Source organism: Streptomyces sp. NPDC050423, assembly GCF_040655445.1.
In the GTDB taxonomy this organism is placed as follows: Bacteria; Actinomycetota; Actinomycetes; order Streptomycetales; family Streptomycetaceae; genus Streptomyces.
This window is the reverse complement of record NZ_JBFAJY010000028.1, coordinates 20604-47335: the sequence shown is the minus strand read 5'-3', so window position 1 is coordinate 47335 and position 26732 is coordinate 20604. Positions and strand designations below refer to the sequence as shown.

Sequence of the window (26732 nt, the reverse complement as noted above, 5' to 3'; positions counted from 1 at the left end):
GGGGAAGTCCGAGCGGGCGAGCGAAAGCGAATCCTTGTCCTTACGAGCCGACATGAGGAACACCGCGTCAATGGCGAAGCGGTCGGCGGTGGGAACTCCTTGCATTGAGAAGTGCGACACGACGCGAGCTGCATTGAAAGAGGCTCAAGGGAACCCGTGGTTTCCAGCGTAGGTCACCGTGGGAGTCGGTTTAGAGAGGGCGCCCTGTCCGGACGTAACTGTTGGCAGTGGAACACGGGAACCCCGTACTGGTCCGGCTGGTCAGCCGGACCAGAGCAGTTGACACTTCCCCCTGCAACTACCGTTGCATGAAAGCGAGTTCACGTCGTACTGAAAGCCCGAGGCTAATAGCTCATCGGGGAACTCCAAAGTAATCCATACGTGGGAGAGAGCTCCGGACAGAGAGATATCGGCCATCCCGTCCCGGCCGACGCCCGCTTGGTACAGAAAGGACCAGGTGAGACGCGACGGCCGGCCCAACTTGGGCCTGGTGGTGGGCCCGTGGACCCTTCGAATTGGGCCTTGCGTGTACGTAGCGTGGCGGCTTCACGCGCCACAGCCGGATCGGGGGACCCGGGCTTTACCGCAGCCTGGTAGAAGGGTTTTCCGTTGTTGGACTCAAAGGACCTGGCGTTCCAGGTCGGCGTACCGACACAGAGGTGGGAGTTGCCGCGTTCGCTTGTCGCGACACGGGTTCTCCTGTATCTGGTGTTCGGCCTGACGCTGCTGGGCGGCGTCGGTGTGCTGAACTCACTGCTGGAGCTGGGTACCCGCATCACGCCGACGATCAGTCTGCTGGCGCTGTACGCGATGGTGCCGGGGATCGCATCGGCGATCCTGGCGCGGCGTCTGTGGACCGGCGGGAGGGTCGTCCGGCTCGCGCTGATCGGGCTCCAGGCGTGGCTGCTGATAGGCGGCGTCATCAACCTCTACGCGGGCTCGGAGCGCGGCTTCACCCAAATGCTGCTGCCGGGTGTCCTGTTGGCGCTGACCAGCGCGGGCGGCAGCCGGAAGTGGTTCCAACTGCCCCCGGAGCAGCGGGCCGTGAGGCCGCGCTGGACGCTGGAGCGGTTCCGCCGGGAGGGGACGCCGTCCGTTCCGCACCTGATCACCTGGCGGCGTAACCGTGGCCAGTCGACGGTCGAGTACGTCGGCCTGATCAGCCTGGTCGCCCTCATCATCGGCGCGCTGCTGTTCAGCGGCGTAGGACCGCAGATCTCGGGCGGACTTCAGGCGGCGGTCTGCAACATCATGGGCAGCGACTGCGAATCCACCACGGTCGCGGACGGTGGGGACGCCGGCGGCGGTTCGAACGGCGGCGGTGACAGCGGTGGTGGGAATTCCGGCGGGAGTGACTCCGGCGGTGGCAGCAACGGCGGTGGCAACTCCGGTGGCGGGAACAGTGGTGGCGGTGACTCCGGCGGCAGCTCAAGCGGAGGCAGTGACGGTGGCGGTGACTCCGGTGGCGGCAGCAGCTCAAGCGGAGGTAGCTCCAGCGGTGGGTCGAGCGGTGACAATCCCCCGTGTATCCCCACGATTGTCTGGTGGAGCGTCGGTTGCCCTTGGGTCTCGGGCGGTTCCAGCAACGGCGACAGCGACTCCGGCGGTAGCTCAAGCGGCGGTAGCTCAAGCGGCGGTAGTTCCAGCGGTGGTAACAGCTCCAGCGGCGGCAGCAGCTCCGGCGGTAGTTCCAGCGGCGGCAGCTCCAGCGGCGGCAAGCCCCCCTGCAACCCCACGGGCGCCGGGTCTCAATGGGGCCTGAGCGGCTGCCCCTCGACATCAGACGGCTCCAGCAGCGGCGGAGATAGCAGCTCCGGAGGCGGCGGCTCCAGCGGCGGTGGCAGCTCAAGCGGTGGCAGCTCAAGCAGCGGTGGCAGCAGCTCCGGCGGCAGCTCCAGCAGCGGCGGTAGCTCAAGCGGGGGCAAGCCCCCGTGCAACCCCACGGGCGCCGGGTCTCAATGGGGCCTGAGCGGCTGCCCCTCGACATCAGGCGGCTCCAGCGGCGGTGGCGGCTCAAGCGGAGGTAGTTCCAGCAGCGGCGGCAGCTCCGGCGGAGGTAACAGCTCCGGAGGCGGCGGCTCAAGCGGAGGTAGCTCCAGCAGCGGCGGCAGCTCCGGCGGAGGTAACAGCTCCGGAGGCGGCAGCTCAAGCGGCGGCAGCAGCTCCAGCGGCGGCAGCTCAAGCGGCGGCAAGCCCCCCTGCAACCCCACGGGCGCCGGGTCTCAATGGGGCCTGAGCGGCTGCCCCTCGACATCAGGCGGCTCCAGCAGCGGCGGCAGCTCCAGCGGCGGCGGCTCCAGCAGCGGCGACAGCTCAAGCGGAGGCGACTCCAGCAGCGGCGGCAGCTCCAGCGGCGGCAGCAGCTCCGGCGGTAGCTCCAGCGGCGGCAGCTCAAGCGGCGGCAAGCCCCCGTGCAACCCCACGGGCGCTGGGTCTCAATGGGGCCTGAGCGGCTGCCCCTCGACCTCGGGCGGCTCCAGCAGCGGCGAGGACAACGACAAGTCCGACGAGAACAAAGACGACAACGACAAGTCCGACGAGGACAAGGACGACTGCCGGGACAACAACGTCGCCTTCTACGGCAGCCTGACCCCCGGCGCAACCGGCAGCGGACGCTACACACTCGCCTCGGCCGGGGCCGGCAAGCCGGTTACCTACAGCGGCACCACGCTCGCAATCGGCGGCGCCGTCCCCCTGGCCATAATGGAGGGGCTGCCCGGATCCACCATCCCCGGTGTCGACGCGTTCGATGACGCGACGGACGAGATCACCACCGAGCCGAACCATCAGCCGCAGAGCAAGCCCGAGCCCGGGTCAGCGCCGGACAAATGCAACCGCGGGAAGCGCAACCCTCATCCGGAGGTGGCGGCCACCGAGGTGGATACGTCGGGCCTCCCGGACGAAGTGGTGTGGCGCGACTCGGACGAGCCCCTGTACCGCTTCGACGACCGTTCCCCCGAGGAGATCTTCCTCGAAGGCTTCGAGCCGAAAAATCCCAAAAACACCAATCTGTACAACTACGTCATGTCCAACACGGAATCCGCGTTCGTCTCGACAACGACGAACAGCGAACCGGATCTGCTCTACGAATCGGCGCAGTACCGCTACGACATCGATCCGCCGGGTGGCATCGACGTCAACAAAACCTTCGGGGACAAGAGCCGTTGGGCAAGCGAGAATGAGATCTCCTTCCCCGGCGGGATCGATTCGGGGTACATCAAGGGCGTCTGGAAGCTCCAGCCGGACGGCTCGTGGGGCGAGTACGTGGCGAACGAGGAGTGGTACCTGGAGCCGGAAGATCGGGACTGACAGCCGCAACCGCGAGGGAACGGCTACACCTCACCACCGGGTCGTGGGATCTCCCACGGCCCGGTGGGCCATTTACGGGGCGTACGACGACGCCTGCCGCTCCGTGGCTTCGATGAACTCCCGCAGCGTCCGGCGCGAGCGCAGCAGCGTGTCGATGCGTTCGTCCGGCCCCCGCTGCCGCGCCCGAAGCATCTCCAGGACGTCGTCGCAGGGCATGAGGTCGGGCCCGGCACCGGTCGCACAGGGCAGCAGAAACGCGATTCCGGGGCCCTCGCGGAGACACCCCAGCCGAGTGCCTCCGCCCAGAACCGGCCGACCGCCGAGTCGTCAAGGGCCTTGATGTTCACCTGAACCGGTCGCAGTGCCATGCCCGCGATCCTGAGGGGACGGGGCGAGCGAGATCCGTGCGGCGACGGGCACATGGTCGCTGCCGGTCGCGGGCAGGGTGCGCAGGGGGCCGACTTGCGCACCCCGGGCCATCACCTGGTCGATCCGGGCCAGCGGGAAGGACGCCGGGAAGCTGAAGGCGAATCCGCGTTCCGACACGTTCAGTTGAGAGGTCAGCGGGGTCAGCCCACGGTCGTCGACCGTGCCGTTCAGGTCGCCCAGCAGGATCACCGTGCCGGCCTTCTCCGCGGCGACGGCCCGGCCCAGCAGCTCGGCGCTCTCGTCGCGCCGGGCGGATGTCAGGCCGCCCGCTCCGATCCGTACCGAGGGAAGGTGCGCGACGTACGCCGCGACGTCGCCGTGCGGGGTGCGGACCACGGTCCGCAGTCCACGCTGCCAGGACTCCGTGATCCCACGAGGCTTGATGTCCACCGGGCGGGTTCCCGAGAGCGGGTGCTTCGACCAGAGGGCGACGGTGCCCCGGACCGCGTGGAACGGGTAGTCCGGGGCGAGGGTCCTCTCGTACACCGGACGTGCCGCCGGGAGCAGTTCCTCCAGGGCGATGAGATCGGGTCCGGCGTCCGCCAGGGTGCGGGCCGTGGCCGCCGGGTCGGTGTTCTCGTCGCTCACGTTGTGCTGCACCACGACCAGGTCATGCGCACCGGGACCCGTACCGGGCAGGAGCAGGGCGCCGAAGGCGTACGTCCAGGCCGCCACCGGAAGCAGCAGCGCCCACAGGGCCGTGGCCGAGCGGCGCAGCAGGGCGAGAGCGAGCAGCGGGACGACCGCCAGGCCCAGCCAGGGGAGGAAGGACTCCAGCAGACTCCCCGCGTGGAAGGCCCGGTTGGGGATCACTCCGGGGAACGCCAGGAGTACGGCGACGAGGGCGGCCGACGCCGCGAGCACCCGGCCCCGCGTCCAGGGCGAACCGGCCCGCGCCGCCCTCTTGGGCTGTTCCGGCCGTCGGCCGTGTTCGGTCGGCTCCGTCGGCTCCGTCGGCGCGCGCTGTTCCGTCTGCTCGCCCTGTTCCGTCTGCGTCGTCCTTGCCGTCTCTTCCGTCATGACGCCTGTGCGCAGGACGCGTCCTTCATGCGGTTGCGGTCATCCCGCTGCGCTGCCAGCGAGGAGCACGCGGCGCTGCAGCGCAGCCCGGAGGTGTTGCGGATCCGGTCGAAGAAGCCCGAGTAGCGGGTGGGGTTCTTGCAGATCTTCATGCGTGCCTCCTCCGCTCCATCCTCCGCTTTGTCCTCCGGGAAACCTATCCGCTGGAGGGCGACGAGCAGGCGCGTTCGATGGCGTCGCTGACGCGGTCGAGATCCCGGCCGAGGGACTCGGCTCAGCTGGAAAGCGGTCAGCGGTAGTCGTCGGGCAGCGGGTGATACCGGCCTGCTACTGGACCAGGGCCTTGCTCGTCCCGGTGGACGCGTCGCGCAGGCCGAGCCGCAGGTGCTCGACGTGGAAGAGGGCCTGTTCCAGGAGTTCGGCGACGTGGTTGTCGTAGAGGGCGTAGACGATGGAGCGGCCCCGGCGCTCTCCGGTGACGAGCCCGAGATTGCGCAGCAGGCGGAGCTGGTGGGAGCAGGCGGAGGCTTCCATGCCCACGGCCTCGGCGAGGTCGCCGACCGCGCAGGGGCCTTCCTGGAGGCGGGCCAGGATGTACAGCCGCGAAGGGGTGGCCAGGGCCTGGAGGGTGGCGGCGACGTCAGTGGCGCCCGCCGCGTCCAGGCGCTCGCGGGGGGTGGCGTGGTTCTTGTCGTCGGCTCCGTGACCCATGGCCCCATCCTACCGGTCACACATGAAGACCTGTTCAGATGTTCCTGTACGGTGGATGTGTCGCCTCGCTTCCGCCCTGAAGGGTTGTTTTGTCATGCCTTCTGACCTGCTCCAGCGGCCCGACCGGGCAGCACCGGCCGCCTCGCGTACGGCGCCGAGGCGGCGTACGCGGGTACTGGCCCTGGCGGAGGCTCGTTGGGCCGCCGCGGCGCTAGTGCTGTTCCTGATCGCGCTCCCGCTCCAGCTGACCGGCGCACCCGCCTGGTCGTGGGGCCCTCTTTATGCCGCCGCCTACGTCACCGGCGGGTGGGAACCGGCCTGGGCGGGGCTGACGGCGCTGCGGGAGAAGACCCTGGATGTGGACCTGTTGATGATCGTGGCCGCGATCGGCGCGGCCTCGATCGGGCAGGTGATGGACGGCGCGCTGCTGATCGTCATCTTTGCCACCTCCGGCGCCCTGGAGGCCCTGGCGACCGCCCGTACCCAGGACGCGGTGCGCGGTCTGCTCGACCTCGCACCCACCACGGCCACCCGGCTGGCCGACGACGGGAGCGAGTCGACGGTCCCCACTGAGGACCTGGTGGCCGGGGACACCGTCCTGGTCCGCCCCGGCGAGCGGGTCGGCGCGGACGGCCGCGTCCTCACCGGGGCCAGCGAGGTGGACCAGGCCACCATTACCGGCGAACCGCTGCCGGTCGCGAAGGAGACCGGGGACGAGGTCTTCGCCGGCACCCTCAACGGCACCGGCGTGCTGCGGGTCAAGGTCGAGCGGGACGCCTCGGACTCGGTGATCGCCCGGATCGTGGCCATGGTCGAGGAGGCATCCGAGACCAAGGCGCCCACCCAGTTGTTCATCGAGAAGGTCGAGCAGCGCTACAGCCTCGGCATGGTCTTCGCGACCCTCGCGGTCTTCCTGGTCCCCCTCGCGTTCGGCGGAGACCTGACCGGCTCGCTGCTGCGGGCGATGACCTTCATGATCGTGGCCTCGCCGTGCGCGGTGGTCCTGGCGACGATGCCCCCGCTGCTCTCGGCCATCGCCAACGCCGGACGTCACGGCGTCCTGGTGAAGTCCGCCGTGGTCATGGAGCGGCTCGGGCAGGTCGACGCGGTCGCACTCGACAAGACCGGCACCCTCACCGAAGGCACCCCCCGCGTCACCGACATCCGCCCCCTGGACGGCTCCGGCCTGGACGAGGACGCCCTGCTCGCGCTCGCAGCGGCCGCCGAGCACCCCAGCGAACACCCCCTGGCCCGTGCTGTCGTGGACGCTGCCCGCACCCGCGGCCTGACCAGCGCCGACATGCAGGACTTCACCTCCACGCCCGGCGTCGGTGTCACCGCCGCCATCGACGGCCACACGGTCACGGTCGGCGCACCTGCCCGCCTCCTCGACGGAAACGACGGCACCGGCTCTGCCCGCGCCGCCGAGATCGCAGCCGGTCTGGAGGACGGCGGCCGCACGGCCGTCCTGGTCCTGCGCGACAGCGTCCCGGTCGGGGTGCTGGGCATCGCCGACCGACTGCGTCCCGACGCCACCGCGACCGTCGCCGCCCTGACCACACTGACCGGCAGCACCCCGATGGTGGTGACGGGCGACAACTCACGCGCCGCCACCCGCCTGGCCGCCGAGGTCGGCATCACCGGCGACGCGGTCCGCGCCGGTCTCCTGCCCGAGGACAAGGTCGAAGCCGTACGGCGCCTGGAGGCCCAGGGGCGCAAGGTCCTGGCCATCGGAGACGGCGTCAACGACGCCCCCGCACTCGCCGCCGCCCACACCGGCATCGCCATGGGCCGCGCCGGCTCCGACCTCGCCCTGGAGACCGCCGACGCCGTCATCGTCCGCGACGAACTCGCCACCGTCCCCACCGTGATCGCCCTCTCCCGGGCGGCCCGGCGCCTGGTGGTGCAGAACCTGGTCATCGCCGCGGTGTTCATCGCCGGCCTGGTCATCTGGGACCTGGTGGGCCACCTGCCGCTGCCGCTCGGCGTGCTCGGCCACGAGGGCTCGACCGTCATCGTCGGCCTCAACGGGCTGCGTCTGCTGCGCGATGCCGCCTGGTCCCGCGCCGCGAAGGACATGCGGTGAGTCGCCGTACCAGGAAGGCCGCCCCCGCTTCGGGGGCGGCCCGGCCCACCGTCACCGTCTGCCGCGGCTGCTGCTGCGGCACCCCGGACAAGGTCCCGCGACTGCACCACGAAGCCCAGCTCGCCGACCTGCGCACCCAGCTGGCCGGAGTCGCGTTGGTCCGGCGCACCGACTGCCTGGACGCGTGCGAGCGCGCCAACGTCATCGTCATCCAGCCCTCCGCCCAAGGCCGCAAGGCCGGCGGACGCCCGGTCTGGCTCGGGCAGGTCAACGACCCCGACGCCGCTGCCGACATCGCCACCTGGGTCAAGGCCGGCGGCCCCGGACTCGCCGAGGCGCCCGACGTCCTCGACCTCTACACGTTCAGCCCGTCCCGACGCGTCCGCCACGAACTCGACGACTGATCATTTTGCCTGGCTGACCAACGCTGACACCGCCCATGGCAAATCGACTGACATTCCCATGGCAGACGACACCCTGGGCCCAGGAGAGCGAAAGGGGGCGCAGCGCCGCGCGCGGGCACCGGCCGGGTCAGCCCGCCGTTGTCGGCCGCAGTGCGTCCATGACGAGATCGATCAGCCGTCCGGTCTGCTCGGAGGTGGTGCCGCCGGTGGCGGCGCCGCCGGAGAGGAAGATCCCCAGCAGCATCACGGTGATGTCCCCCGGCTCGACGTCGGCGCGAAGCGACCCGTCTTCGGCCCCGGCGGCAAGGATCGTGGCGATGGCTGTGGTGATGCGTTCCCGGGTGGCGGGGGTGGCGATGCGCCCCGAGGCCCAGCCCGCACGGAGCGTGTCCGCCATACCGCGCTTCGTCGCGACGAACCCGGCGTACCGCTCGATCCAGGCCCGGAGCGCCTCATCCGGCGGAAGGACCTGGAGCAGGGCGGGAGCACTGGCGGCGACGTCGTCGAGTTCGGCGGCGTACACCGCCTCCACCAGGGCCTCACGGGTCGGGAAGTGGCGGTACAGCGTGCCGATGCCGACGCCGGCCTCGCGGGCGATGCCTTCGAGCGAGACGGTGCCGTCAGCCGCCGCGAAAGCGGCCCCGGCGACCTGGACGAGCTTGTCCCGGTTGCGCAGCGCGTCGACGCGGGGGGCGCGTGGCTTCTTCCCGGGGACGGCTCCCGGAGACGTCGCACCGGACTCCAAGTCGGGGAGTGTCCGGTCGGGCGCCGGGTCGCGGGATGTCGGGTCGGCGGACTTCAAAACGGAGGACCCTCCGATAAGAGTGCTACAGTCGATTACGCGGAGGCTCCTCCGCTTCTCCATCTTCTCATGAGGACGGAAATCCCTTGGCTATGACCGGCTCCCCCTCCCCCCAGCTCACGGCCACCGGCATCCCGCGCGCCGGAGGCGCCGGGATGCTCGGGGACCTCACGGTCTCCCGCATCGGCTTCGGCGCGATGCAACTGGAGCGCCTGCGCGGCGACCGCGACGCGGCCATCGCACTCCTGCGCCGCGTGGTCGAGCTCGGCATCGACCACGTCGACACCGCCCAGTTCTACGGCGACGGCTTCGTCAACGGGCTCATCCGCGACGCGTTCCGCCCCGAGGACGGCGTCGTGATCGTCAGCAAGGTCGGCGCCGACCCCGACCCCGGCGCCGCCATTCCGCTCCGCCCCGCCCAGCGGCCCGAGCAGCTGCGGGCCGGCGTCGAGGCCAACCTCGAATCCCTCGGCCTCGACCGGATCCCCGTGGTGAACCTGCGCCGCCTGGACACCGGGCCGGGCCTGGTCGCCGAGGGCGACCAGGTGGTCGACCTCGACGACCAGCTCGCCGTGATGACCGCGCTGCGGGACGAGGGCAAGATCGGCGCGATCGGCCTGAGCGGCGTCACCCTGGACGTGCTGCGCCGGGCCCTGCCCGCCGGGATCGTCTGCGTCCAGAATCTCTACAGCCTGGTGACGCGCGGCGACGAGGAGATGCTGCGGCTCTGCGCCCAGGAGCAGATCGCCTGGGTGCCGTTCTTCCCGCTCGGCGGCGCCTTCCCCCGGCTGCCGAAGGTGACCGACGAACCGGCCGTGATCGCCGCCGCGAAGTCCCTCGACCGCACCCCCGCGCAGGTCGGCCTCGCCTGGCTGCTCCACCACACGCCGAACACGCTGCTCATCCCGGGCACCGCGGACGCCGGTCACCTGGAGGCGAACGTCGCCACCGGAACGATCGGCCTCGACGACGCCGCACTCGCCGCGCTGGACGCCGTCGAGTCACGGACCGCCGACGTCCCGCTCGGCTGACGGCCGCTCAGCGGCCGCGGGCGCCCCGGCCGCCGGCCGGCCCGGACGCTCAGCGCTCCGGGAACCGCTCCCCGCACTCGCCGCAGTACTTCGGCGCCGACTCCTGCGACATGCGGCCGCACTCCGGGCACACCCGGTCCAGCGCGCACGGCGCCTCGCCGCCCTCCCGCGCGAACACCGTCGGCTTGATGGCCAGGCCCGGACGGCGGCGGTGGACCGTGAGGTAGACGAGGCCGTCCGGACCCGCGGCCAGGGCGCGCCGCGAGGTGCGGGGCAGCCAGGTGACCGTCGTCGGGGTCAGCTCCAGCGGCGTGCCGCCACCCGCCGGGGTGAGGCGGCCGCCGCCCGCGAGGACCACCAGGAGGACGTCGAGCACGTCCTCCTGGTGCTCGCCGACCTCCGCGCCCGGCGGGAGGCGTACCAGGTTGGCGTCCAACTCCCTTCCCTGCCGGTCCAGTTGCCAGAGTGCCCCGCGGGCGTCGGGGGCTGCGGCGGCGAGCAGGTCGTCGAGTACGGCCAGTACCTCGGGAGTCGCGTTCACGGCACCCACGCTACGCCGCCGGGCGGAACGGCGGATCGGGCCCGCCGGGACCGAACCCCGTCGCAGCTCACGGCCTTCCGAACCGCTGCCTTCGCGCTCCCGGGACGGAACCGAGAACGTGAATTCGCCATGGGCCAGGGTGATTTACCTGAGAGGTACGGGAGGCCCGGTACGGGCGTACGCAGGTCATCGGCCCGAGCCGGGCGGCCTGCCGTAATACCGCCGGACCGACAGGATGATCGTTGTACTCTCCGCCCATGACCTCCACCACGCCATCGACGCCCCCCACGCCTTCGGCCGAGGATGCCGAGTGCGCCGTGCTGACCCGGAACCTCCGGCGCAGGGGCACGCTCGTCCTGTCGGTGTTCGCCGTGGTCTGGGCCTTCGCCGGTGCGTCCGGACTGGCGTCATCGGGCACGGCCCTCGCCCTTGAGATCACCGCCGTGCCACTCACCGCGGCGGCGATCGTGCTCGCCTACCGCAAGGGCGCCGCCCCCTCGCCCCGCATGGTGAGCCTGCCGGCGAACTGGGCGCGCGCGGTCGGCATGGTGAACGTCGTCGAGGTGGCCGCCGTCTTCGCGGTGATCTCGGCGTCCAACGCCTCGGGCCGCCCCGAGTTCATCCCGGCCGCCATCGCGCTGGTCGTGGGCCTGCACTTCTTCCCGCTCGCGCGCTACTACGACCAGTGGCAGTACAAGGGGACGGCGGTCCTGCTGAGCGTCGTCGCGGTCGTCGGGTTCGTGCTCATCGCGGCCGGCCGGTCGAGCGAGAGCGTACGGGCCGTGGTGGGTCTGGGCTCCGCGGTGGTGCTGTGGGCGTCCGCGTACCACGTGGCCGTGAAGGGCTGAGCCGCCGTCACGGCTACCACCCAGGGCCGTTCCCCTTTCATGTACGCCGCGAGCCGAGGAGACACCGCCGTGGAACGCCACCCGGACGAGAAGTACCCGCCGATCGAACCGTACGAGCACGGGATGCTCGATGTCGGTGAGGGCAACCTCGTGTACTGGGAGGCGTGCGGCGACCCGGCCGGCAAACCCGCCCTCGTCGTGCACGGCGGACCGGGCTCGGGGTGCACGGAACGGCCCCGGCAGTACTTCGACCCGGACCGCTACCGGGTCATCCTCTTCGACCAGCGGGGCTGTGGCCGCTCCACCCCGCACGCGAGCGACCCGGCCGCCGATCTGCGGTTCAACACGACGGACCGGCTGATCGCCGACATGGAGCGGCTGCGCGTCCGGCTGGGCATCGACAAGTGGCTGCTGTACGGGGGTTCCTGGGGCTCGACGCTGATCCTCGCGTACGCCGAGCGGTACCCGGAGCGGGTCAGCGAGATCGTGATCCCGGCCGTCACCACGACCCGCCGCTCCGAGATCGACTGGCTGTACCGGGCCGCCGGCCAGATCTTCCCCGAGGCGCGGGACCTCTTCCTGGCCGGGGTCCCGGAGGCCGCGAGCGACGCGACCGGGGACGTGCTCGCCGCGTACGCCCGGCGGACCGAGAGCCCCGACCCGGAGGTACGGGCGCGGGCGACGGCCGACTGGTGCGCGTGGGAGGACGCGGTCCTCTCCCAGGAGGCGTACACCGGACCGCCGCCGTACAGCGGCCGGCCCGCACGCGCGCAGCGGGCACTGGTGCGGATCTGCGCGCACTACTTCTCGCACGGCGCCTGGCTGGAGGAGGGACAGCTGATCCGGGACGCCGGGCGGCTGGCGGGAATCCCGGGCGTGCTGGTGCACGGGCGGTTCGACCTGGGCGGCCCGCTGATCACCGCGTGGGAGCTGGCGAAGGCGTGGCCGGACGCGGAACTGACCGTGATCGACGACGCGGGCCATCTCGGCGGGGCGGCGACGAGCCGCGCGGTGCTCGCGGCGCTGGACCGGTTCGCGGACAGGTAGCGGGCCCGTCGGGAGCCCGCGCCGGCGGCGGGGGTGATCGACGCCGACCGGGTCATCGCCGGCACCGCGGACCGGGTGAGAGCGCCGCGCCGCGGAAGTCTCCCCTTGCTTCGAGCGGACTCCAAGGCGTTGGCTTGACCCCATGAAGTACACGCAGCTCGGACGCACCGGACTCAAAGTCAGCCGCCTCGTTCTGGGGACGATGAACTTCGGCCCAGAGACCAACGAGGGCGACAGCCACGCGCTCATGGACGCCGCCCTGGACGCGGGTGTCAATTTCTTCGACACCGCGAACGTCTACGGCTGGGGCGAGAACAAGGGCCGCACCGAGGAGATCCTCGGCACCTGGTTCGCCCAGGGCGGCGACCGCCGCGACAAGGTCGTCCTCGCCACCAAGGTCTACGGCAACATGGCCGCCGACGGCGAGCCCTGGCCCAACCACGACAAGCTGTCCGCGCTCAACATCCGCCGGGCCGTGGACGCCAGCCTGAAGCGGCTGCAGACGGACCACATCGACCTCTACCAGTTCCACCACGTCGACCGGTCCACCCCGGTCGAGGAGATCTGGCAGGCCATCGACGTACTGATCCAGCAGGGCAAGATCCTCTACGCGGGCTCGTCCAACTTCGCGGGTTACAAGATCGCCCAGGCCAATGAGGTCGCCCGGCAGCGCGGCAGCTACGGGCTGGTCAGCGAGCAGTGCATCTACAACCTGATGCAGCGCGGAGCCGAGATGGAGGTCATCCCGGCCGCCCAGGAGTACGGCCTCGGAGTCATCCCGTGGTCGCCGCTGCACGGCGGGCTGCTCGGCGGCGCGCTCCGCAAGGAGCGCGAGGGCGGCGGCGCCCGGTCCACCTCGGGCCGCTCCGCCGAGGCGCTCGCCGACCCGAAGGTGAGGGCGCAGGTCCAGGCGTACGAGGACCTGCTGCAGAAGCACGGACTGGAGCCCGGCGAGGCCGGTCTGGCCTGGCTGCTGACCCGGCCCGCCGTCACCGGCCCGATCTCGGGTCCGCGTACGCGGGAGCAGCTCGACTCCGCGCTGCGCGCGGTGGAGCTGGAGCTGTCGGACGAGGTGCTGACGGCCCTGGACGAGATCTTCCCCGGTCCGGGTCCGTCGCCGGAGAACTTCGCCTGGTAGGAACGGGCCCGCGTGCGGCCGTCCCCGGCAGAGCGATCAGCCGAGGGCGGCCGCCGCTGCGACGACGACGAACATCAGCACGAGCACGGCCGCCATAATGCGGTTTCTTGTCTTGGGGTCCACCCCACGAGCGTAACCGCCCGGCCCACCGTCCCGGCGGCCAGGCCCGGACCACCGTTGCCCCGAGGCCGTTCCCGTGGCCCGCGGCGGGTCCGCCAGCCGCGGACGTGTCCTGGTCGCCGTGCGTATCGTTGTACTGCACGAGTGTGTGGCCGAGGTCGCTCACCCTGGAGACCGACGGCTTCCCCCGCGACTGATCCCGCACGCACACGACACGGCCTCGTACCGGATACCCGGTCGGGGCCGTGATCGTGTGCGGGTGCCGGCGCCTCCCGGAGGTCACCCGGTAGCCGCTCAGGCCGCCGTGGCCAGCTGCTCGCGCGGGACGAAGCGCACGTGCGGGCGGCCGGGGCGCAGGTCGACCTTGAGGCGCAGGCCGCCGACGCGGGCCAGCATGAAGCCGACGCCGAGCGCGGCCACCAGCGAGAACGCGCCGCCGACCGCCATACCGGTCCGGACGCCGTACACATCGCTGATCCAGCCGACGATCGGGGCGCCCACCGGCGTACCACCGGCGAAGACCATCATGTACAGGCTCATCACCCGGCCGCGCATGGCCGGGTCGGCCGCCATCTGGACGCTGGTGTTCGCGCTGATGTTGGTCGTCAGACCGATCATGCCGATCGGCACGAGCAGGATCGAGAACAGCCAGACGGACGGCGACAGGGAGGCGACGATCAACAGCAGGCCGAACACCGTGCCCGCGGCCACCAGCATCCGCAGCCGCGAGGAGCGGCGGCGAGCGGCGAGCAGGGCGCCCGCGAGGGAACCGGCCGCCATCAGGATGTTGAAGAACGAGTACATCCCGGCGCCGCCGTCGAAGACCTCGTCCGCGAAGGCCGTCAGCCAGATCGGGAAGTTGAATCCGAACGTGCCGACGAAGCCGACGAGGACGATCGGCCAGATCAGCTCCGGACGGCCGGAGACGTAGCGCAGCCCCTCGCGGAGCTGCCCCTTCGCGCGCCGTACGACGACGGCCTTCTGCAGCTCGCTGGTGCGCATCATCATCAGGCCGACGAGCGGCGCGAGGAACGACAGGCCGTTGAACATGAAGGCCCAGCCGCTGCCGACCGTGGTGATCAGCACACCCGCGACGGCGGGGCCGATGAGCCGGGCGGACTGGAAGTTCGCGGAGTTCAGGCTGACCGCGTTCCGCAGCTGGGCGGGGCCGACCATCTCGGAGACGAACGACTGGCGGGCCGGGTTGTCCACGACCGTGACCATGCCGAGCAGGAAGGCGATCAGGTAGACGTGCCACACCTGGACCACGCCGGAGAGGGTGAGCACGGCGAGGGCCACACCGCACAGGCCGAGCGCGGCCTGGCTGAAGAGGAGGAGCTTGCGCTTGGGCAGGCGGTCGGCGATGACGCCGCCGTACAGGCCGAAGAGCAGCATGGGGAGGAACTGGAGTGCCGTGGTGATGCCGACGGCGGCGGCGGACCCGGTGAGGCTCAGGACGAGCCAGTCCTGCGTGATGCGGGACATCCAGGTACCGGTGTTGGAGATCACGGCGCCCGTGGCGAACAGACGGTAGTTACGGATCTTCAGCGACGAGAAGGTCCCGCCGGGCTTGCTCTCGTGGGTGGAAGTCGGTGCGGGGGCGGAGTCTGCTCCGGATCCCGTACTCAAAAGGGTTCGCCTCCTCGGGCGTGGACATTGCGCGGACTGACGAGGATGCGGCGGTGGGGCGGCACGCCGGCTGTGGTCCGGCGCGGCCCGCTCCGCTACAGGTGGGCGAGCTTCTCCAGCACGGGGGCCGCGTTGCGCAGCGTCTCCCACTCATCCTCGTCCAGGCCCTCGGCGAGGGTGGTCAGCCAGGCGTTCCGCTTGGAGCGGCTCTCGGCGAGCATGGCCTCGGCCTGCTCGGTCTGGCTGACCATCTTCTGACGACGGTCATCGGGGTGCGGTTCCAGTCTGACGAGTCCCTTCGCTTCCAGCAGCGCGACGATGCGGGTCATCGACGGCGGCTGCACATGCTCCTTGCGGGCCAGCTCACCCGGGGTGGCCGAACCGCAACGCGCGAGGGTGCCGAGAACCGACATCTCGGTGGGGCTCAGCGACTCGTCGACGCGCTGGTGCTTGAGGCGCCGGCCGAGGAGCATGACGGCGGAACGAAGGGAGCTCACGGCAGCGGCACTGTCGCCGTCGTGGATCAGGTCAGGCATGTTTGTTAGCGTAACTCATTACCTACCCTAAAGACCACTCGGTGGTACACGCGCGAGAGCCGAATCACCAATCGATCACCCAAACGAGTGAGTCAGTTCCGGAAAGTCACGCGTGTCGGGCCCGGAGGACGTAACCCTGCATGGCATGGGATCGACAGTGCTCAGCCTGCGGATAGACGGTGAGCTGCTCGACCGGCTCAAGCAGCACGCCGCCAGACGCGGAATGAGCGTCCAGGACTATGTGGTCCGGACGCTCATTCGCGACGACTTCGACGAGCGCTTCCAGACAGCCGTCGACGAGACAGAGAAGTTCTACGGGGCGGAAGGGGTCACGGCCGAGGAGGTCACCTGACCCCTTCGGCCGTGCGCCCGCGAGGAATCACGTGAGGCCGAGCGCCGGCATCGCGTAGTAGAAGACGAAGACCGCCGACACCGCGTACATGGCCACCGGCACCGAGCGACCGCGCCCGGCGGCCAGCCGCAGTACGCAGAACGCGATGAAGCCGATGCCGATGCCGTTGGTGATCGAGTACGTGAACGGCATCATCACCATGGCGAGGAAGGCCGGCATCGAGAGCGTGTAGTCGCTCCAGTCGATGTCCCGCACCGAGCCCGCGATGATCAGGAAGCCCACCGCCAGCAGGGCCGGAGTGGCCGCCTGCGAGGGGACCATCGTCGCCAGCGGTGTCAGGAACAGTGCCGCCGAGAACAGCAGACCCGTCACGACGCTCGCGAAGCCGGTGCGGGCCCCCTCACCGACACCCGCCGTGGACTCCACGAAGCAGGTGCCCGCCGAGGCGGAGCCCGCACCGCCCGCCGCGACCGCGACGCCGTCGATGAAGAGCACCTTGTTGATGCCGGGGAAGTTGCCGTCCTTGTCCATCAGCTTGGCCTCGTCGCCGACGCCGAGGATGGTGCCCATCGCGTCGAAGAAGCAGGACAGCAGCACGGTGAAGACGAACAGGATGCCGGTCAGCACACCGACCTTGCCGAAGCCGCCGAACAGGCTGACCTCGCCGATCAGACCGAAGTCCGGGGAGGCGACCGGATTGCCCGGCCACTGCGGGACCGTCAGCCCCCAGGCCTCGCCCGGCAGGTCCGCGACCGCGTCGATGATCAGCGCGAGCACCGTCATCGCGACGATGGAGATCAGGATCGCGCCCGGCACCTTGCGGACGATCAGCGCGAGGGTGAGCAGCGCGCCGAGCACGAAGACCAGGACCGGCCAGCCGTTGAGGTGACCGTCGTTGCCGAGCTGGAGCGGGACGGTGGTGTGTGCGACGTCCGGGATACGGGAGACGAAGCCCGAGTCGACCAGGCCGATCAGCAGGATAAAGAGGCCGATACCGATCGCGATGCCCTTGCGGAGCGAGGTCGGCACGGCGTTCATCACGCGTTCCCGCAGCCCGGTGGCGACCAGCAGCATGACCACGATGCCCGCGAGGACGACCATGCCCATCGCGTCGGGCCAGCTCATCCGGGGAGCGAGCTGGAGGGCGACGACGGTGTTGACGCCGAGGCCCGCGGCCAGCGCGATCGGCACGTTGCCGATGACGCCCATGAGGAGCGTGGAGAAGGCCGCGACCAGCACCGTCGCGGTGACCAGCTGGCCGCTGTCGAGCTGGTGCCCGTACATGTCCTTCGCGCTGCCCAGGATGATCGGGTTCAGCACGATGATGTACGCCATCGCGAAGAAGGTGGCGAATCCGCCGCGGATCTCACGCGCGACCGACGACCCCCGCTCGGAGATCTTGAAGTAACGGTCCAGGCCGCCGGAGGGCTGGGGAGCCGGGGGCTGTTCGGAGTCGACCGGAGCGGTGGCCGAGGGGGGCATGGAGGACCTCAGTCATACGTAGAGGGGACTAAAAGGAGGACTAAAACTAGTCAGCTTTGGACTTTCACACGAATAATTTGAGACAGCCGTAAGCAGATTCAGTATGAATACATAAGGCGAAGATCGCTATCTCCGCGCGTAGACCCATGGGCCGACCGGCCCGGCGGCCTTTATGCACGCGCCGCATACACTGACCGCATGGCGAAGTGGACACCGAAGCACGAGGCACCCGAGCCCCTGGAGGGGCCCGTCGTCGCGACCATCACCGGCGGCACGATCCTCTGGTTCGTCCTCTTCGTCGTCCAGCTCCCGTTCTACGGCTGGTTCGACGACCACGGGCACCTGTGGTGGCTGTGGACCTGCCTGGCCGGTGCGGGCCTCGGCCTGATCGGCATCTGGTACGTACGAGGACGCGACGCCGCACTCAAGCGGGCCGCCGCGGCTGCCGCCGCCCCGGAGTCCGACTCCGGCTCCGGTTCCGGTTCCGACTCCGAGGGCACCCCCGGCGGGACCGCCTGACCCCCGGGCTCGCGATCACACTCCGCGGCCCGGCGCCACTGCCGCAGGTCACAGGCGGCTCCGCGCGCCGTACCACCACGGGACGATTCCCGTCCTCCCCCGGTCTGATCTTCGGACCACCCGGCGGGTGAACCGGACGTTACCCCCGTACCGTCTCAACCATGACTCAGCGGGCACTCGGCCCCTCCGGGGATGAGCCGAACAGATCCTCCGTACCTTCCGGCACCGACCGGCCGGTGATGATCGACGCCGGTACCGAACTCGACCCGGTGCACCCGGTCGAACTGCCGGCTCCCGGCGGCGGGCGCGGGCTGAGCGCGGCCGAGGTCGCCGAGCGGATCGCCCGCGGCGAGATCAACGACGTCCCGGTCCGCTCCTCCCGGTCCGTGCGCGAGATCGTCCGCGCCAACGTCTTCACCCGGTTCAACCTGATCATCGGCGTGCTCTGGGTGATCATGCTGTTCGTCGCGCCGATCCAGGACAGCCTCTTCGGCTTCGTGATCATCGCCAACACCGGCATCGGCATCGTGCAGGAGTGGCGGGCCAAGAAGACCCTGGACAGCCTCGCGGTCATCGGCGAGGCGAAACCCACCGTGCGGCGGGACGGGGTCGCGGCCGAGATCTCCACCTCCGAGATCGTCCTGGGCGACCTCGTCGAGCTCGGCCCCGGCGACAAGGTCGTGGTCGACGGCACCGTCACCGAGACCGACAGCCTGGAGATCGACGAATCACTGCTCACCGGCGAGGCCGACCCGGTGCTGAAGCGCGCCGGCGACCCCGTCATGTCCGGCAGCTTCGTCGTCGCGGGCGGCGGGGCCTTCGCCGCGACCAAGGTCGGCCGCGAGGCCTACGCCGCGCAGCTCGCCGAGGAGGCCTCCCGCTTCACGCTCGTCCAGTCCGAGCTGCGCACCGGCATCTCCACCATCCTCAAGTACGTCACCTGGATGATGATCCCGACCGCGATCGGTCTGGTCCTGAGCCAGCTGGTGGTGAAAAACCACAACTTCAAGGACTCCATCGCCCGGACCGTCGGCGGCATCGTCCCGATGATCCCGGAGGGCCTGGTCCTGCTCACCTCGGTCGCCTTCGCGATCGGCGTCGTACGGCTGGGCCGCAAGCAGTGCCTGGTCCAGGAGCTCCCCGCCATCGAGGGCCTGGCCCGGGTCGACATCGTCTGCCTGGACAAGACCGGCACCCTCACCGAGGGCGGCATGGACGTCACCGAGGTCCGCGCGCTGAACGGTACGGACGAGCCGTACCTGCGCCGCGTGCTGGCCGCCTTCGGCGCCTCCGACCCGCGGCCCAACGCCAGCCTCCAGGCGATCATCGACGCCTACCCGGTCCCGGACGGCGAGGCCTGGGGCGTCACACAGGCGCTGCCCTTCTCCTCGGCCCGCAAGTACAGCGGCGCCGCCTTCGACGAGGACGGCGGGCGCACCTCCGGCTGGCTGCTCGGCGCCCCCGACGTGCTGCTGCCCGAGGACGACCCGGCTCTCACCGAGATCGAGGAGCTCAACCAGCAGGGCCTGCGGGTCCTGCTGCTGGCCCGCGCAGAAGGCGCGCTCGACGACCCGGGGACCGCGACCGGGGCCCGGCCGTGCGCGCTGATCGTCCTGGAGCAGCGGCTGCGGCCCGACGCCCGGGAGACGCTCGCCTACTTCGCCGACCAGCGGGTCGCCACGAAGGTGATCTCCGGCGACAACGCCGTCTCGGTCGGCGCCGTCGCCGCGAAGCTCGGGCTGCCGGGCGCCGAACACACCCTGGACGCGCGCCGGCTGCCCACCGATCCGGACGAGATGGCCACCGCCATGGAGGAGAACGCGGTCTTCGGCCGCGTCACCCCGCAGCAGAAGCGGGAGATGGTCGCCGCCCTCCAGTCCCGCGGCCACACCGTCGCGATGACGGGCGACGGGGTCAATGACGTGCTGGCCCTCAAGGACGCCGACATCGGCGTCTCGATGGGCTCCGGCTCCGAGGCGACCAGGGCCGTCGCCCAGATCGTGCTGCTCAACAACAGCTTCGCGACGCTGCCGTCCGTCGTCGCCGAGGGCCGCCGGGTCATCGGCAACATCACCCGGGTCGCCACCCTGTTCCTGACGAAGACCGTCTACTCGGTGCTGCTGGCCGTCCTGGTGGTCTGCTTCCAGGTCGAGTACCCGTTCCTGCCGCGGCACCTGACCCTGCTGTCGACGCTGACGATCGGCATCCCGGCGTTCTTCCTCGCCCTGGCCCCCAACAAGGAGCGCGCGCACCCCCACTTCGTGCGCCGCGTCATGCGGTACGCGATCCCGTCCGGCACCATCGCGGCCGTCGCCACCTTCGCGACGTACCTGCTCGCCCGGCACCACTACACAGGCCCCGGCTCGCTGGACGCGGAGACCAGCGCGGCCACACTCACGCTGTTCCTGGTCTCGATGTGGGTCCTGGCGATCATCGCCCGCCCCTACACCTGGTGGCGGATCTGCCTGGTGGCGTCGATGGGCCTGGCGTTCCTGGTGGTGCTCGTGGTGCCGTGGCTCCAGAACTTCTTCGCGCTGAAGCTGGTGGGTGCGCAGATGCCGTGGGCGGCGGTGGGCGTCGCCGTGATCGCCTCCGCCGCCCTGGAGTACGCCTGGCGCCTGGTGAGCCGCCGCTTCCCGGTGTAGCGGGGAAGCGGCGGCCCCAGCGGGCAGGAGCCGGGCGTGCGGGCTACTTCACGCTGACGTAGGAACCCGTCGCGGTGGCGGCCGGGGTGGTGGACGTACCGGCGAAGCTGTAGCGCCAGTAGCCGTTGGCCGAGACCTTGGCCGTGGTCTTCAGGTCACCCTTGTTGTTCGTCTTGACGGTCTTCACCGTGGTGTAGGTGCTGCTGCCCTTCTTGCGGAACTGGAGCTTCACCGGCTGGACGGTGTAGCCGTGGTACTTCAGGTCGTCGAAGTTGGCCCGCGACAGCCATCCGGTGAACGTCAGGGTCTTGCCCTTCTTCACCGACTTCGCGGAGGTCTTGACGGACTGCTTCGACGCGCGCTGGACACTGGCGTTGCCCAGCTTGTCCTGCAGTGCGAAGCCCATCTTGTTGAAGTCGGGGTTCTCCGGGTCCTCGCCCCGGTAGTCGACGGCGAAGCCCATCGCCTTCCACTTCGTGGCGTCGGCGTTGCCGATCAGGTCGTAGTCCGGCGTGACGGTGATGTTGCCCTTGCAGGTGGCGACCTTGGTGGACACCTTCTTGCAGACAGGGAAGTCGTCGCTGTACAGCTCGTTCGACGGGGAGTCGTACGAGCCGCGGTAGAGGGAGACGTCGAGCAGGAAGTCCGCGGCGAAGATGTTCACGTCGGCGGCGTGCGTCACGGTGAAGGTGGTCGCCACCCGCTTCGTGTACGTGGTCCCCACGACGATCGGCTTGCCGCCGTTGACGGTGAGCTTGGAGAAGGTGAGGTCCATCTCGCCGGGGAGGGACGCGGCCGCGGGCGCGGCCGAGCGCGCGCCGGTCTTCGCGGCGGACTGCCCGGCGGCGGACTGCGCCGCGCGCGCGACGGCGGCGGCCGAGCCGGCCGAACCGTGCGCGTCGTCGGCCTGGGCGGCCGACGGAAGGACGAGGGCGGAAAGGGCCAGGGCGCCGGTCACGGTGGCAACGGTGGCACGAGTACGCATGTTTCGTTCCCCAAGGTGGAGAAGGGGGTCCGCCGCATCTGGTGGAGCGCGGACCCAAGATCGTCAGTGAAGCCTGGTGACTTCACAGGCAAGACGATCGCCAACCGTGAAGGGTTGTGTGGGACTTGAGGATTTTTTACGGATTTCCGTGGATGCTCGAACGGCCGGGGCGGCAGTGTGCCGGGCAATCGGGGCCCCTGGCCGCGCCCGACCGTCCCGCCGCGCCGCCGCCGCCGGACCGGACGGGACCGGAGGCGGCCCGTGCTCAGTCGAACCAGCGGTCCCGGGCCAGTTCCTCGGTGCGTGACGGGTCCTCCAGCAGGGCCGCGACCTCGAAGCGGCGCGGCCACTGGCCCGCCGCCCAGGCCAGACCCGCCGCCACGCCCTCCAGGGTCGCGGCGTGCACGGTGCCGTCCGGGGTGCGGCGCCAGTCCAGTTCGACGCCGCCCGCGCGCAGTTCGCCGTGCTCGACATACGTGTCCGGGGTGCCCGCGCCGAGCAGGATGCGCACCGGTTCCGGCACCCGGTGCTCCTCGCCCTCGCTCGTCACCTCCGCCTCGACGCTCTCGCCGAGCCGCCGCACCTGGAACAGCTCGGCCAGCTCCGCCGCGTTCGCCGGGGCGACCGGCAGGAGCGGCAGCCCCCCGGTCAGCGGCAGCAGGTCGGGGGCGTCCGCGATCACCGCGTCCGCCGCGTCCACGACCCGCACCTCGCCGTCGACGACTGCCCGCAGCTCGTCCGGCAGCGTGACCTGCTCCGGGTCCAGATCAGCCAGGGCCGTGTACAGGGAGTGCAGTTGTACGGGACCGACCGGGCGGTCCTCGTCCGCGAGCCGGCCGAGGAGTTCGGCCGCACCGCCGGGCTCGTCCAGCAGGGCGGCGACCGAGGTCCGGACCCCGAGGGCGCGCAGCACCTGGGCGTCGTTGAAGCCGGTCGCGTCGGCGGAGTCGTACAGGCCCGCCAGCCGGGGATCGCCCCCGTCGGCGCGCAGGCCCGCCGGGCGGCGGCCGTCCAGCACCGGGTGGTCGCGCAGCCACCAGGCGGTGTACGGGCGCACGGACCGCGTCGTGCCGTCCGGGAGCAGTACCCGTACCGGCTGGGTCAGCGCGTCGCGCAGCGGCGGCTGGGCGAGGAGGGCGAGCGCCTGGGGCCAGGCGTCGTCGTCGACCAGGTCGAGGTCGCGGACGGCGACGAGTTCGGTGGCGACCGGCGGCACCGGTGTGTCCGGGAGCTGGTCGAGGATGCCCTCGCACCACACGTCGACGGCGTCGAGCAGCCCGGCGTCGTCGGACTCGGCGAAGTCGCCGTCGCGCGGCTCCAGTTCGTCCGGGTCCAGGACCACATCGGTGGCCCGCACCAGGGCGAACGTGGCCAGCACCCCGCAGGCGGTGAGCGGCTGCTCGCCCCAGCGGGCGGCCAGCTCCTCGTCGCACAGGGCGAGTTCGCCCTCGCGCATGATCGCGGCGAACGGGCTGCCGGGCAGCACGAGTTCACCGGCCGGAGCGGGCTCGCCGTCCTCGTCGGGCAGGGCGAGCGCACCGAGCCAGGGCTCGTCGCCGGGCGCCAGGTCGGCGTCCCGGACCAGGGTGAGGACGGTCTCCACCAGCTCGTCGCCGTCGAGCGCGTCCTCGTCCCAGATCTCGCCCGCGTCCAGCGAACCGGCGACGGCGGCCCGCACCTGCGGAGTCGTCAGCACGGCGCGCGGGGTGGCGGGCAGGGCGCCCAGCTTCTCCAGGAGCGGGTGCGCGGCGTCCGGGTGGGCGACCTTCAGCCCGAGCCGGGCGAGCCGGTCCAGGACCGGGCCGGTCAGCCCGTCCGGGAGCGGGAGCAGGATCTGCCGGGGGCCGATGGTGGTGCGGGGGACGGCCGGGGCCTGCGGGTCCGAACCCTGGGACGTCGTCCCGGCGAGCGGCACCGGCAGCCCGGAGAGCCGGTCCGGATCGATGCCGGCCAGGCTGTCGTACAGCCGCCGCCACCAGCCCGGGTCGCGCTCCAGTCCGGCGAGCCGGTCGATCGCCTCGGTCAGCGGCACCCGGGCGACGCCGAGCGTACGGAGCTCGACCCGGCGCTCCAGGCCCGCCGGCAGCAGGCAGGGCAGCACCTCGGCCAGCACGGCGACCGTCTCCGCGCCGACCCCCTCCAGCACCTCGGCCTCGATGGGCCGCAGGGCGGTGGTGGCCTTGCGGCCGTCATCGGCGCCGTCGTCCCAGCTGTCCCACCGGTCGGGCTCGGCGGCGGGGTCGCGCGGGGCGGCCGGCTCCAGGAACGCGACGCGCGGCAGCCGCTCCAGGATCGCGGCACGCAGCGCGCCGTCCAGCACGCCCTTGCCGAGCGGTCCGGGCACGAGAGCGATGGTGGCGACGGAGACCGGGTCCCAGCCGGCGAGCAGTTCGGCGTACGCGTCGGCGGCGCGCCCCACCAGGAAGTCGGTGAGCGGGCCCGGCGCGGGGTGGCGGCGGGTGGTGTCCAGCGGCAGCGACGCGATGAGCAGCGCCGGCACGCCGATCGGTTCGTCGGTCGGCGTCGGCGCGTGCACGACCGGGACGGTACGGGGGTGCACCGGGGCGCCCTCCGCGTCCACCGGGACGGCCCAGGTCACCGACCAGTGCGAGCGCAGCCGTTCCTCCAGCGGGCGGTCGGCGAGCAGCGCGGGCTCGACGGGGCCGTGCCGGGCGACGGTGCGCCAGCGGTTCGTACCGTGCGCGGAGTCGACGACGTGGGTGTACGGGCCGTGCTGCGACCGGCTCAGCGTCCGTACGGTGTCCGGGGTCTCGATGACGACCTCGTCGAGTCCGCTGAGGGTGAGCAGCAGCGCGTCGTCGACGGCGCCGAGCAGCCGGCCGACCAGGTCCTCGGCGGTGCCGTCACGCAGTGGCAGGACGACGACGGTGTCGTAGCCGTCCGGGGCGGTGCCCTCGGCGGGCAGCGGGAGCCGCAGCAGGGGTACGTGGCCGTCGCGGCGGCGCAGCTCGTCACCCAGTCCGGGGCTGCCGACCGCGGCTTCCCGGGCGAGGTCGCGGGCCTCGGCGAGGGACCAGCGGACCCCGCCGTGCCGGCCGATGACGGCGGGTTCGTCGCTCACCGCGAGCACGGCGGCGAACCCGACACCGAACCTGCCGACGGCGGCCTCGTGCCCCTCGCGCTTGGCGGAGGCGCGCAGGGTCGACAGCGACTCCACCCCGGTGGCGTCCAGCGGCGCGCCGGTGTTCGCGGCGGCCAGGACGGCGGGGGCGTCGGCGGTCGCCGGGTGCAGGGTGAGCCGGAGCCGGCCGGGCGCCTGGGCGCGGGCGGCGGCGTCGGCGGCGTTCTGGGCCAGCTCGACGACGAGGCGGTCGCGGTAGCCGCCGAGCGCGAGGTCCTCCTCGGCGTTGGCGTCCTCACGGAAGCGGGCGGGGCCGGCGCCCCAGGCGTCGAGCACGCGGCGCCGCAGCCGTGCGGTGCCGAACGGGTCGGCCCCCTCGGTCGCATTCATGCTCACGCTGTGACTCCCTCTTCCGGTGACGCGTACCCGTGCCGCCAAGTGTGCGCCCCGAAGGTACCGGGTCCGCGCCCGCGCCCGCGCCGTCCTCAAACGCCGGACGGGCTGGGTTTGCCGGGCCGGGGTGCCAGATCGGGACGACGGCGAGAATCAAGGCCGTCCGGCGATTGAGGACAGGACGGTGCGCCGGAGCAGCCCGCACCGAACCCGGCCCGACCAGCAAAATCAAGCCCGTCCGGCGCTTGAGGACGGAACCGGCACACCGGAGCAACCCGCACCCCGCTCGCGCCCCGGAACCCCGCCCGGCCACCGCCTAAGAGTGGCCGAGATCCTCCGACGGCTCATCCGGCTCCACCGGCACCGAGCCGGAATCCCGCGCCGGACGCAGCGGGTACTCGTCCACCTGCATCGTGTCCAGCGCGTGCGGCGCCGGCTTCGGCGGCTTCGGCATCACCGCGGCCTCCGAATGCCCACCGCAGCCGTACGACAGGGACACCACGTGCCCGTCCGCCGGACCGAACTCGTTCGCGCACACCCCGAAGGCCTGCTTCAGCGAACCAGCCAGCGGCACCAGGAACGCACAGGTCACGCAGGTGGCCGGAGCCGCCTGGGCCATCGGCGTCTTCGCGCCGAACCCCTCGTCCCAGCGGTCGGCCGCGGCGTACAGCCCGTACCGCGACAGCACCCGCGCACGCCGCATCCCGAGCTCGTCCGCGACCGCCGCGATCGAACCGCGGCGCGGAGGCTCCGGGCGCGTCGTCAGCTCCGCGTCCTCCGACTCGACGAGGTCGGCCAGCTCACCGGAGACCGGGGAGTTGGGCGGCGGCTCGTCGTCGCCGGTGTATCCGGGCTCCAGGCGCAGATCGTCCGCCTCGGTGGGCAGCAGGTCGCCCGGCCCCATGTCGCCCGGCCGCAACCGCTCGCTCCACGGCACCCACTCCGGCGCGAGCAGGGCGTCGCCGCCCGGCAGCAGCACCGTTTCGTCCAGCGTGACGTTCTTCGCCCGGGAGGCCCTGGCGACCGTCACCGCCCAGCGCCAGCCCCGGTAGGCGGGGTCCTTGCACTCGAAGTAGTGCGTGACGACCCGGTCCCCCTCGGGGACCACGTCCACATGCTCACCCACGACCCCTGGCGCGGCTGCCTCCTCGGCCGCCGCGCGGGCGAGGCCTACGGCCTCGGCGCACAAACGGTCGGGAACAGGGGTACGGGCCGTACGGCTTCTCGTCGTCGCAGCACTCACAGGTCTCGCTTCTCTCCTACGCCAGTCTCACGAGCGCGCCAGCACATCCATCGATTTCAGCCATTCGGCTGCGGGCGGAGCGGACCTGGGGGCCGCGTCGACGTCCACACCCGTTGTGCCTGCCTCGGGCGCACCTTCTGCAACCCATTCTGCGGGATCGCCGAGAGGCGCGCGGCCAAGAACAACCGCCGGTGGCGCGCTACGCACGCTACCCTCTCCGCCGCTTCCCGCCCACCTGCCCGTCCCAAACGAGCCGTATCCGGTGCCGTGTCCCCTGTAAAGAGCGCGCTCCGGCCATCGGGATCCAGCGGTCCGCACCCCCTGCGACCTGGCAGGTCACTGACCCGACAGGGCGGTACGCACCACGCCCCGCGCCTGTC

22 protein-coding genes are annotated in these 26732 nt (G+C 71.3%); 10 read left to right on the top strand and 12 right to left on the bottom strand.

All coding sequences use genetic code 11. The annotated features are described in order from the left end of the window. The first annotated feature begins 708 nt into the window (after positions 1–708). Positions 709–3309 carry a hypothetical protein gene (locus AB0I52_RS21070; RefSeq protein WP_363074698.1) on the top strand — a complete coding sequence of 867 codons (2601 nt, stop codon included), beginning with the start codon at positions 709–711 and terminating at the stop codon, positions 3307–3309. 72 nt (positions 3310–3381) lie between these two features. Here the strand turns inward: AB0I52_RS21070 and AB0I52_RS21065 are convergent, their stop codons facing one another. The 4 genes from AB0I52_RS21065 to AB0I52_RS21050 form a co-directional block, all read right to left on the bottom strand. Beyond that, the gene (locus AB0I52_RS21065; RefSeq protein WP_363074696.1) at positions 3382–3525 is read right to left on the bottom strand and encodes a hypothetical protein; all 144 of its coding nucleotides are present in this window, start codon (positions 3523–3525) and stop codon (positions 3382–3384) included. A gap of 111 nt (positions 3526–3636) precedes the next feature. Then, positions 3637–4758, bottom strand: a complete 1122-nt coding sequence (locus tag AB0I52_RS21060; protein ID WP_363074694.1) for an endonuclease/exonuclease/phosphatase family protein — start codon at positions 4756–4758, stop codon at positions 3637–3639. Then, the gene (locus AB0I52_RS21055; RefSeq protein WP_363074692.1) at positions 4755–4910 is read right to left on the bottom strand and encodes a hypothetical protein; all 156 of its coding nucleotides are present in this window, start codon (positions 4908–4910) and stop codon (positions 4755–4757) included. Before AB0I52_RS21055 ends, AB0I52_RS21060 begins: the two co-directional genes overlap by 4 nt. 175 nt (positions 4911–5085) lie before the next feature. Next, on the bottom strand, positions 5086–5469 hold the full coding sequence (locus AB0I52_RS21050) for a metalloregulator ArsR/SmtB family transcription factor (protein ID WP_363074690.1): 384 nt from the start codon (positions 5467–5469) through the stop codon (positions 5086–5088). A gap of 94 nt (positions 5470–5563) precedes the next feature. On the opposite strand from AB0I52_RS21050, the gene AB0I52_RS21045 reads away from it, so the two are divergent. Beyond that, a complete protein-coding gene (locus AB0I52_RS21045; protein ID WP_363074688.1) occupies positions 5564–7555 on the top strand; it encodes a heavy metal translocating P-type ATPase in 1992 nt (663 codons plus the stop codon). Continuing rightward, positions 7552–7959: a (2Fe-2S) ferredoxin domain-containing protein gene (locus AB0I52_RS21040; protein ID WP_363074686.1), complete on the top strand. Its 408-nt coding sequence runs from the start codon at positions 7552–7554 to the stop codon at positions 7957–7959. The genes AB0I52_RS21045 and AB0I52_RS21040 overlap by 4 nt, the downstream gene beginning before the upstream one ends. A gap of 127 nt (positions 7960–8086) precedes the next feature. Here the strand turns inward: AB0I52_RS21040 and AB0I52_RS21035 are convergent, their stop codons facing one another. After that, positions 8087–8704, bottom strand: a complete 618-nt coding sequence (locus tag AB0I52_RS21035; RefSeq protein ID WP_363074684.1) for a TetR/AcrR family transcriptional regulator — start codon at positions 8702–8704, stop codon at positions 8087–8089. Positions 8705–8853: 149 nt separating this feature from the next. On the opposite strand from AB0I52_RS21035, the gene AB0I52_RS21030 reads away from it, so the two are divergent. Beyond that, a complete protein-coding gene (locus tag AB0I52_RS21030; protein ID WP_363074682.1) occupies positions 8854–9792 on the top strand; it encodes an aldo/keto reductase in 939 nt (312 codons plus the stop codon). 49 nt (positions 9793–9841) lie between these two features. Here the strand turns inward: AB0I52_RS21030 and AB0I52_RS21025 are convergent, their stop codons facing one another. Further along, entirely contained in the window at positions 9842–10333 is a 492-nt protein-coding gene (locus AB0I52_RS21025) for a hypothetical protein (protein ID WP_363074680.1), read from the bottom strand. Between the two features lie 257 nt (positions 10334–10590). Here AB0I52_RS21025 and AB0I52_RS21020 point away from each other — a divergent pair, with 257 nt between their 5' ends. The 3 genes from AB0I52_RS21020 (at position 10591) to AB0I52_RS21010 (ending at position 13366) form a co-directional block, all read left to right on the top strand. Next, positions 10591–11181 carry a hypothetical protein gene (locus AB0I52_RS21020; RefSeq protein WP_363074678.1) on the top strand — a complete coding sequence of 197 codons (591 nt, stop codon included), beginning with the start codon at positions 10591–10593 and terminating at the stop codon, positions 11179–11181. 69 nt (positions 11182–11250) lie between these two features. Further along, entirely contained in the window at positions 11251–12228 is a 978-nt protein-coding gene (gene pip, locus AB0I52_RS21015) for a prolyl aminopeptidase (RefSeq protein WP_363074676.1), read from the top strand. 142 nt (positions 12229–12370) lie between these two features. Next, the gene (locus AB0I52_RS21010; protein WP_363074674.1) at positions 12371–13366 is read left to right on the top strand and encodes an aldo/keto reductase; all 996 of its coding nucleotides are present in this window, start codon (positions 12371–12373) and stop codon (positions 13364–13366) included. Between the two features lie 414 nt (positions 13367–13780). On the opposite strand, the gene AB0I52_RS21005 is transcribed toward AB0I52_RS21010, so the two are convergent. Both AB0I52_RS21005 and AB0I52_RS21000 read right to left on the bottom strand, forming a co-directional pair. Next, the gene (locus tag AB0I52_RS21005; RefSeq protein WP_363074672.1) at positions 13781–15115 is read right to left on the bottom strand and encodes an MFS transporter; all 1335 of its coding nucleotides are present in this window, start codon (positions 15113–15115) and stop codon (positions 13781–13783) included. A 95-nt stretch (positions 15116–15210) separates the two neighbouring features. Next, positions 15211–15651: a MarR family transcriptional regulator gene (locus tag AB0I52_RS21000; protein ID WP_123460825.1), complete on the bottom strand. Its 441-nt coding sequence runs from the start codon at positions 15649–15651 to the stop codon at positions 15211–15213. 145 nt (positions 15652–15796) lie between these two features. Between AB0I52_RS21000 and AB0I52_RS20995 the strand changes: the two genes are divergently transcribed. Further along, positions 15797–16003 (top strand): ribbon-helix-helix protein, CopG family, encoded by a 207-nt coding sequence (locus AB0I52_RS20995; RefSeq protein WP_363074670.1) that lies wholly within the window; start codon positions 15797–15799, stop codon positions 16001–16003. Between the two features lie 27 nt (positions 16004–16030). Here the strand turns inward: AB0I52_RS20995 and AB0I52_RS20990 are convergent, their stop codons facing one another. Continuing rightward, positions 16031–17485, bottom strand: a complete 1455-nt coding sequence (locus tag AB0I52_RS20990; RefSeq protein ID WP_363074668.1) for an NCS2 family permease — start codon at positions 17483–17485, stop codon at positions 16031–16033. A gap of 198 nt (positions 17486–17683) precedes the next feature. Between AB0I52_RS20990 and AB0I52_RS20985 the strand changes: the two genes are divergently transcribed. Both AB0I52_RS20985 and AB0I52_RS20980 read left to right on the top strand, forming a co-directional pair. Next, the gene (locus tag AB0I52_RS20985; RefSeq protein ID WP_363074666.1) at positions 17684–18004 is read left to right on the top strand and encodes a DUF2530 domain-containing protein; all 321 of its coding nucleotides are present in this window, start codon (positions 17684–17686) and stop codon (positions 18002–18004) included. 161 nt (positions 18005–18165) lie between these two features. Next, on the top strand, positions 18166–20649 hold the full coding sequence (locus AB0I52_RS20980) for an HAD-IC family P-type ATPase (RefSeq protein ID WP_363074664.1): 2484 nt from the start codon (positions 18166–18168) through the stop codon (positions 20647–20649). Positions 20650–20692: 43 nt separating this feature from the next. Here the strand turns inward: AB0I52_RS20980 and AB0I52_RS20975 are convergent, their stop codons facing one another. The 3 genes from AB0I52_RS20975 to AB0I52_RS20965 form a co-directional block, all read right to left on the bottom strand. Beyond that, a complete protein-coding gene (locus AB0I52_RS20975) occupies positions 20693–21634 on the bottom strand; it encodes a hypothetical protein (protein WP_363074662.1) in 942 nt (313 codons plus the stop codon). A gap of 265 nt (positions 21635–21899) precedes the next feature. Then, complete coding sequence (locus AB0I52_RS20970) at positions 21900–25106, bottom strand: molecular chaperone Hsp90 (RefSeq protein WP_363074799.1); 3207 nt, start codon at positions 25104–25106, stop codon at positions 21900–21902. A gap of 319 nt (positions 25107–25425) precedes the next feature. Beyond that, positions 25426–26352 (bottom strand): DUF3027 domain-containing protein, encoded by a 927-nt coding sequence (locus tag AB0I52_RS20965; protein WP_362956036.1) that lies wholly within the window; start codon positions 26350–26352, stop codon positions 25426–25428. Between the last annotated feature and the right edge of the window lie 380 nt (positions 26353–26732).

Bases quoted from the DNA above. Each gene is read 5' to 3' on its own strand.
- AB0I52_RS21030 (WP_363074682.1), top strand. From the start codon at position 8,854: ATGACCGGCTCCCCCTCCCCCCAGCTCACGGCCACCGGCATCCCGCGC.
- AB0I52_RS21000 (WP_123460825.1), bottom strand. From the start codon at position 15,651: ATGCCTGACCTGATCCACGACGGCGACAGTGCCGCTGCCGTGAGCTCC.
- AB0I52_RS20980 (WP_363074664.1), top strand. From the start codon at position 18,166: ATGACTCAGCGGGCACTCGGCCCCTCCGGGGATGAGCCGAACAGATCC.
- AB0I52_RS21050 (WP_363074690.1), bottom strand. From the start codon at position 5,469: ATGGGTCACGGAGCCGACGACAAGAACCACGCCACCCCCCGCGAGCGC.
- AB0I52_RS21045 (WP_363074688.1), top strand. From the start codon at position 5,564: ATGCCTTCTGACCTGCTCCAGCGGCCCGACCGGGCAGCACCGGCCGCC.
- AB0I52_RS20975 (WP_363074662.1), bottom strand. From the start codon at position 21,634: ATGCGTACTCGTGCCACCGTTGCCACCGTGACCGGCGCCCTGGCCCTT.
- AB0I52_RS21060 (WP_363074694.1), bottom strand. From the start codon at position 4,758: ATGACGGAAGAGACGGCAAGGACGACGCAGACGGAACAGGGCGAGCAG.
- AB0I52_RS20990 (WP_363074668.1), bottom strand. From the start codon at position 17,485: ATGCCCCCCTCGGCCACCGCTCCGGTCGACTCCGAACAGCCCCCGGCT.
- AB0I52_RS21020 (WP_363074678.1), top strand. From the start codon at position 10,591: ATGACCTCCACCACGCCATCGACGCCCCCCACGCCTTCGGCCGAGGAT.
- AB0I52_RS20985 (WP_363074666.1), top strand. From the start codon at position 17,684: ATGGCGAAGTGGACACCGAAGCACGAGGCACCCGAGCCCCTGGAGGGG.
- AB0I52_RS20970 (WP_363074799.1), bottom strand. From the start codon at position 25,106: ATGAATGCGACCGAGGGGGCCGACCCGTTCGGCACCGCACGGCTGCGG.
- AB0I52_RS20995 (WP_363074670.1), top strand. From the start codon at position 15,797: ATGGGATCGACAGTGCTCAGCCTGCGGATAGACGGTGAGCTGCTCGAC.
- AB0I52_RS21055 (WP_363074692.1), bottom strand. From the start codon at position 4,910: ATGAAGATCTGCAAGAACCCCACCCGCTACTCGGGCTTCTTCGACCGG.
- AB0I52_RS21065 (WP_363074696.1), bottom strand. From the start codon at position 3,525: ATGCCCTGCGACGACGTCCTGGAGATGCTTCGGGCGCGGCAGCGGGGG.
- AB0I52_RS21010 (WP_363074674.1), top strand. From the start codon at position 12,371: ATGAAGTACACGCAGCTCGGACGCACCGGACTCAAAGTCAGCCGCCTC.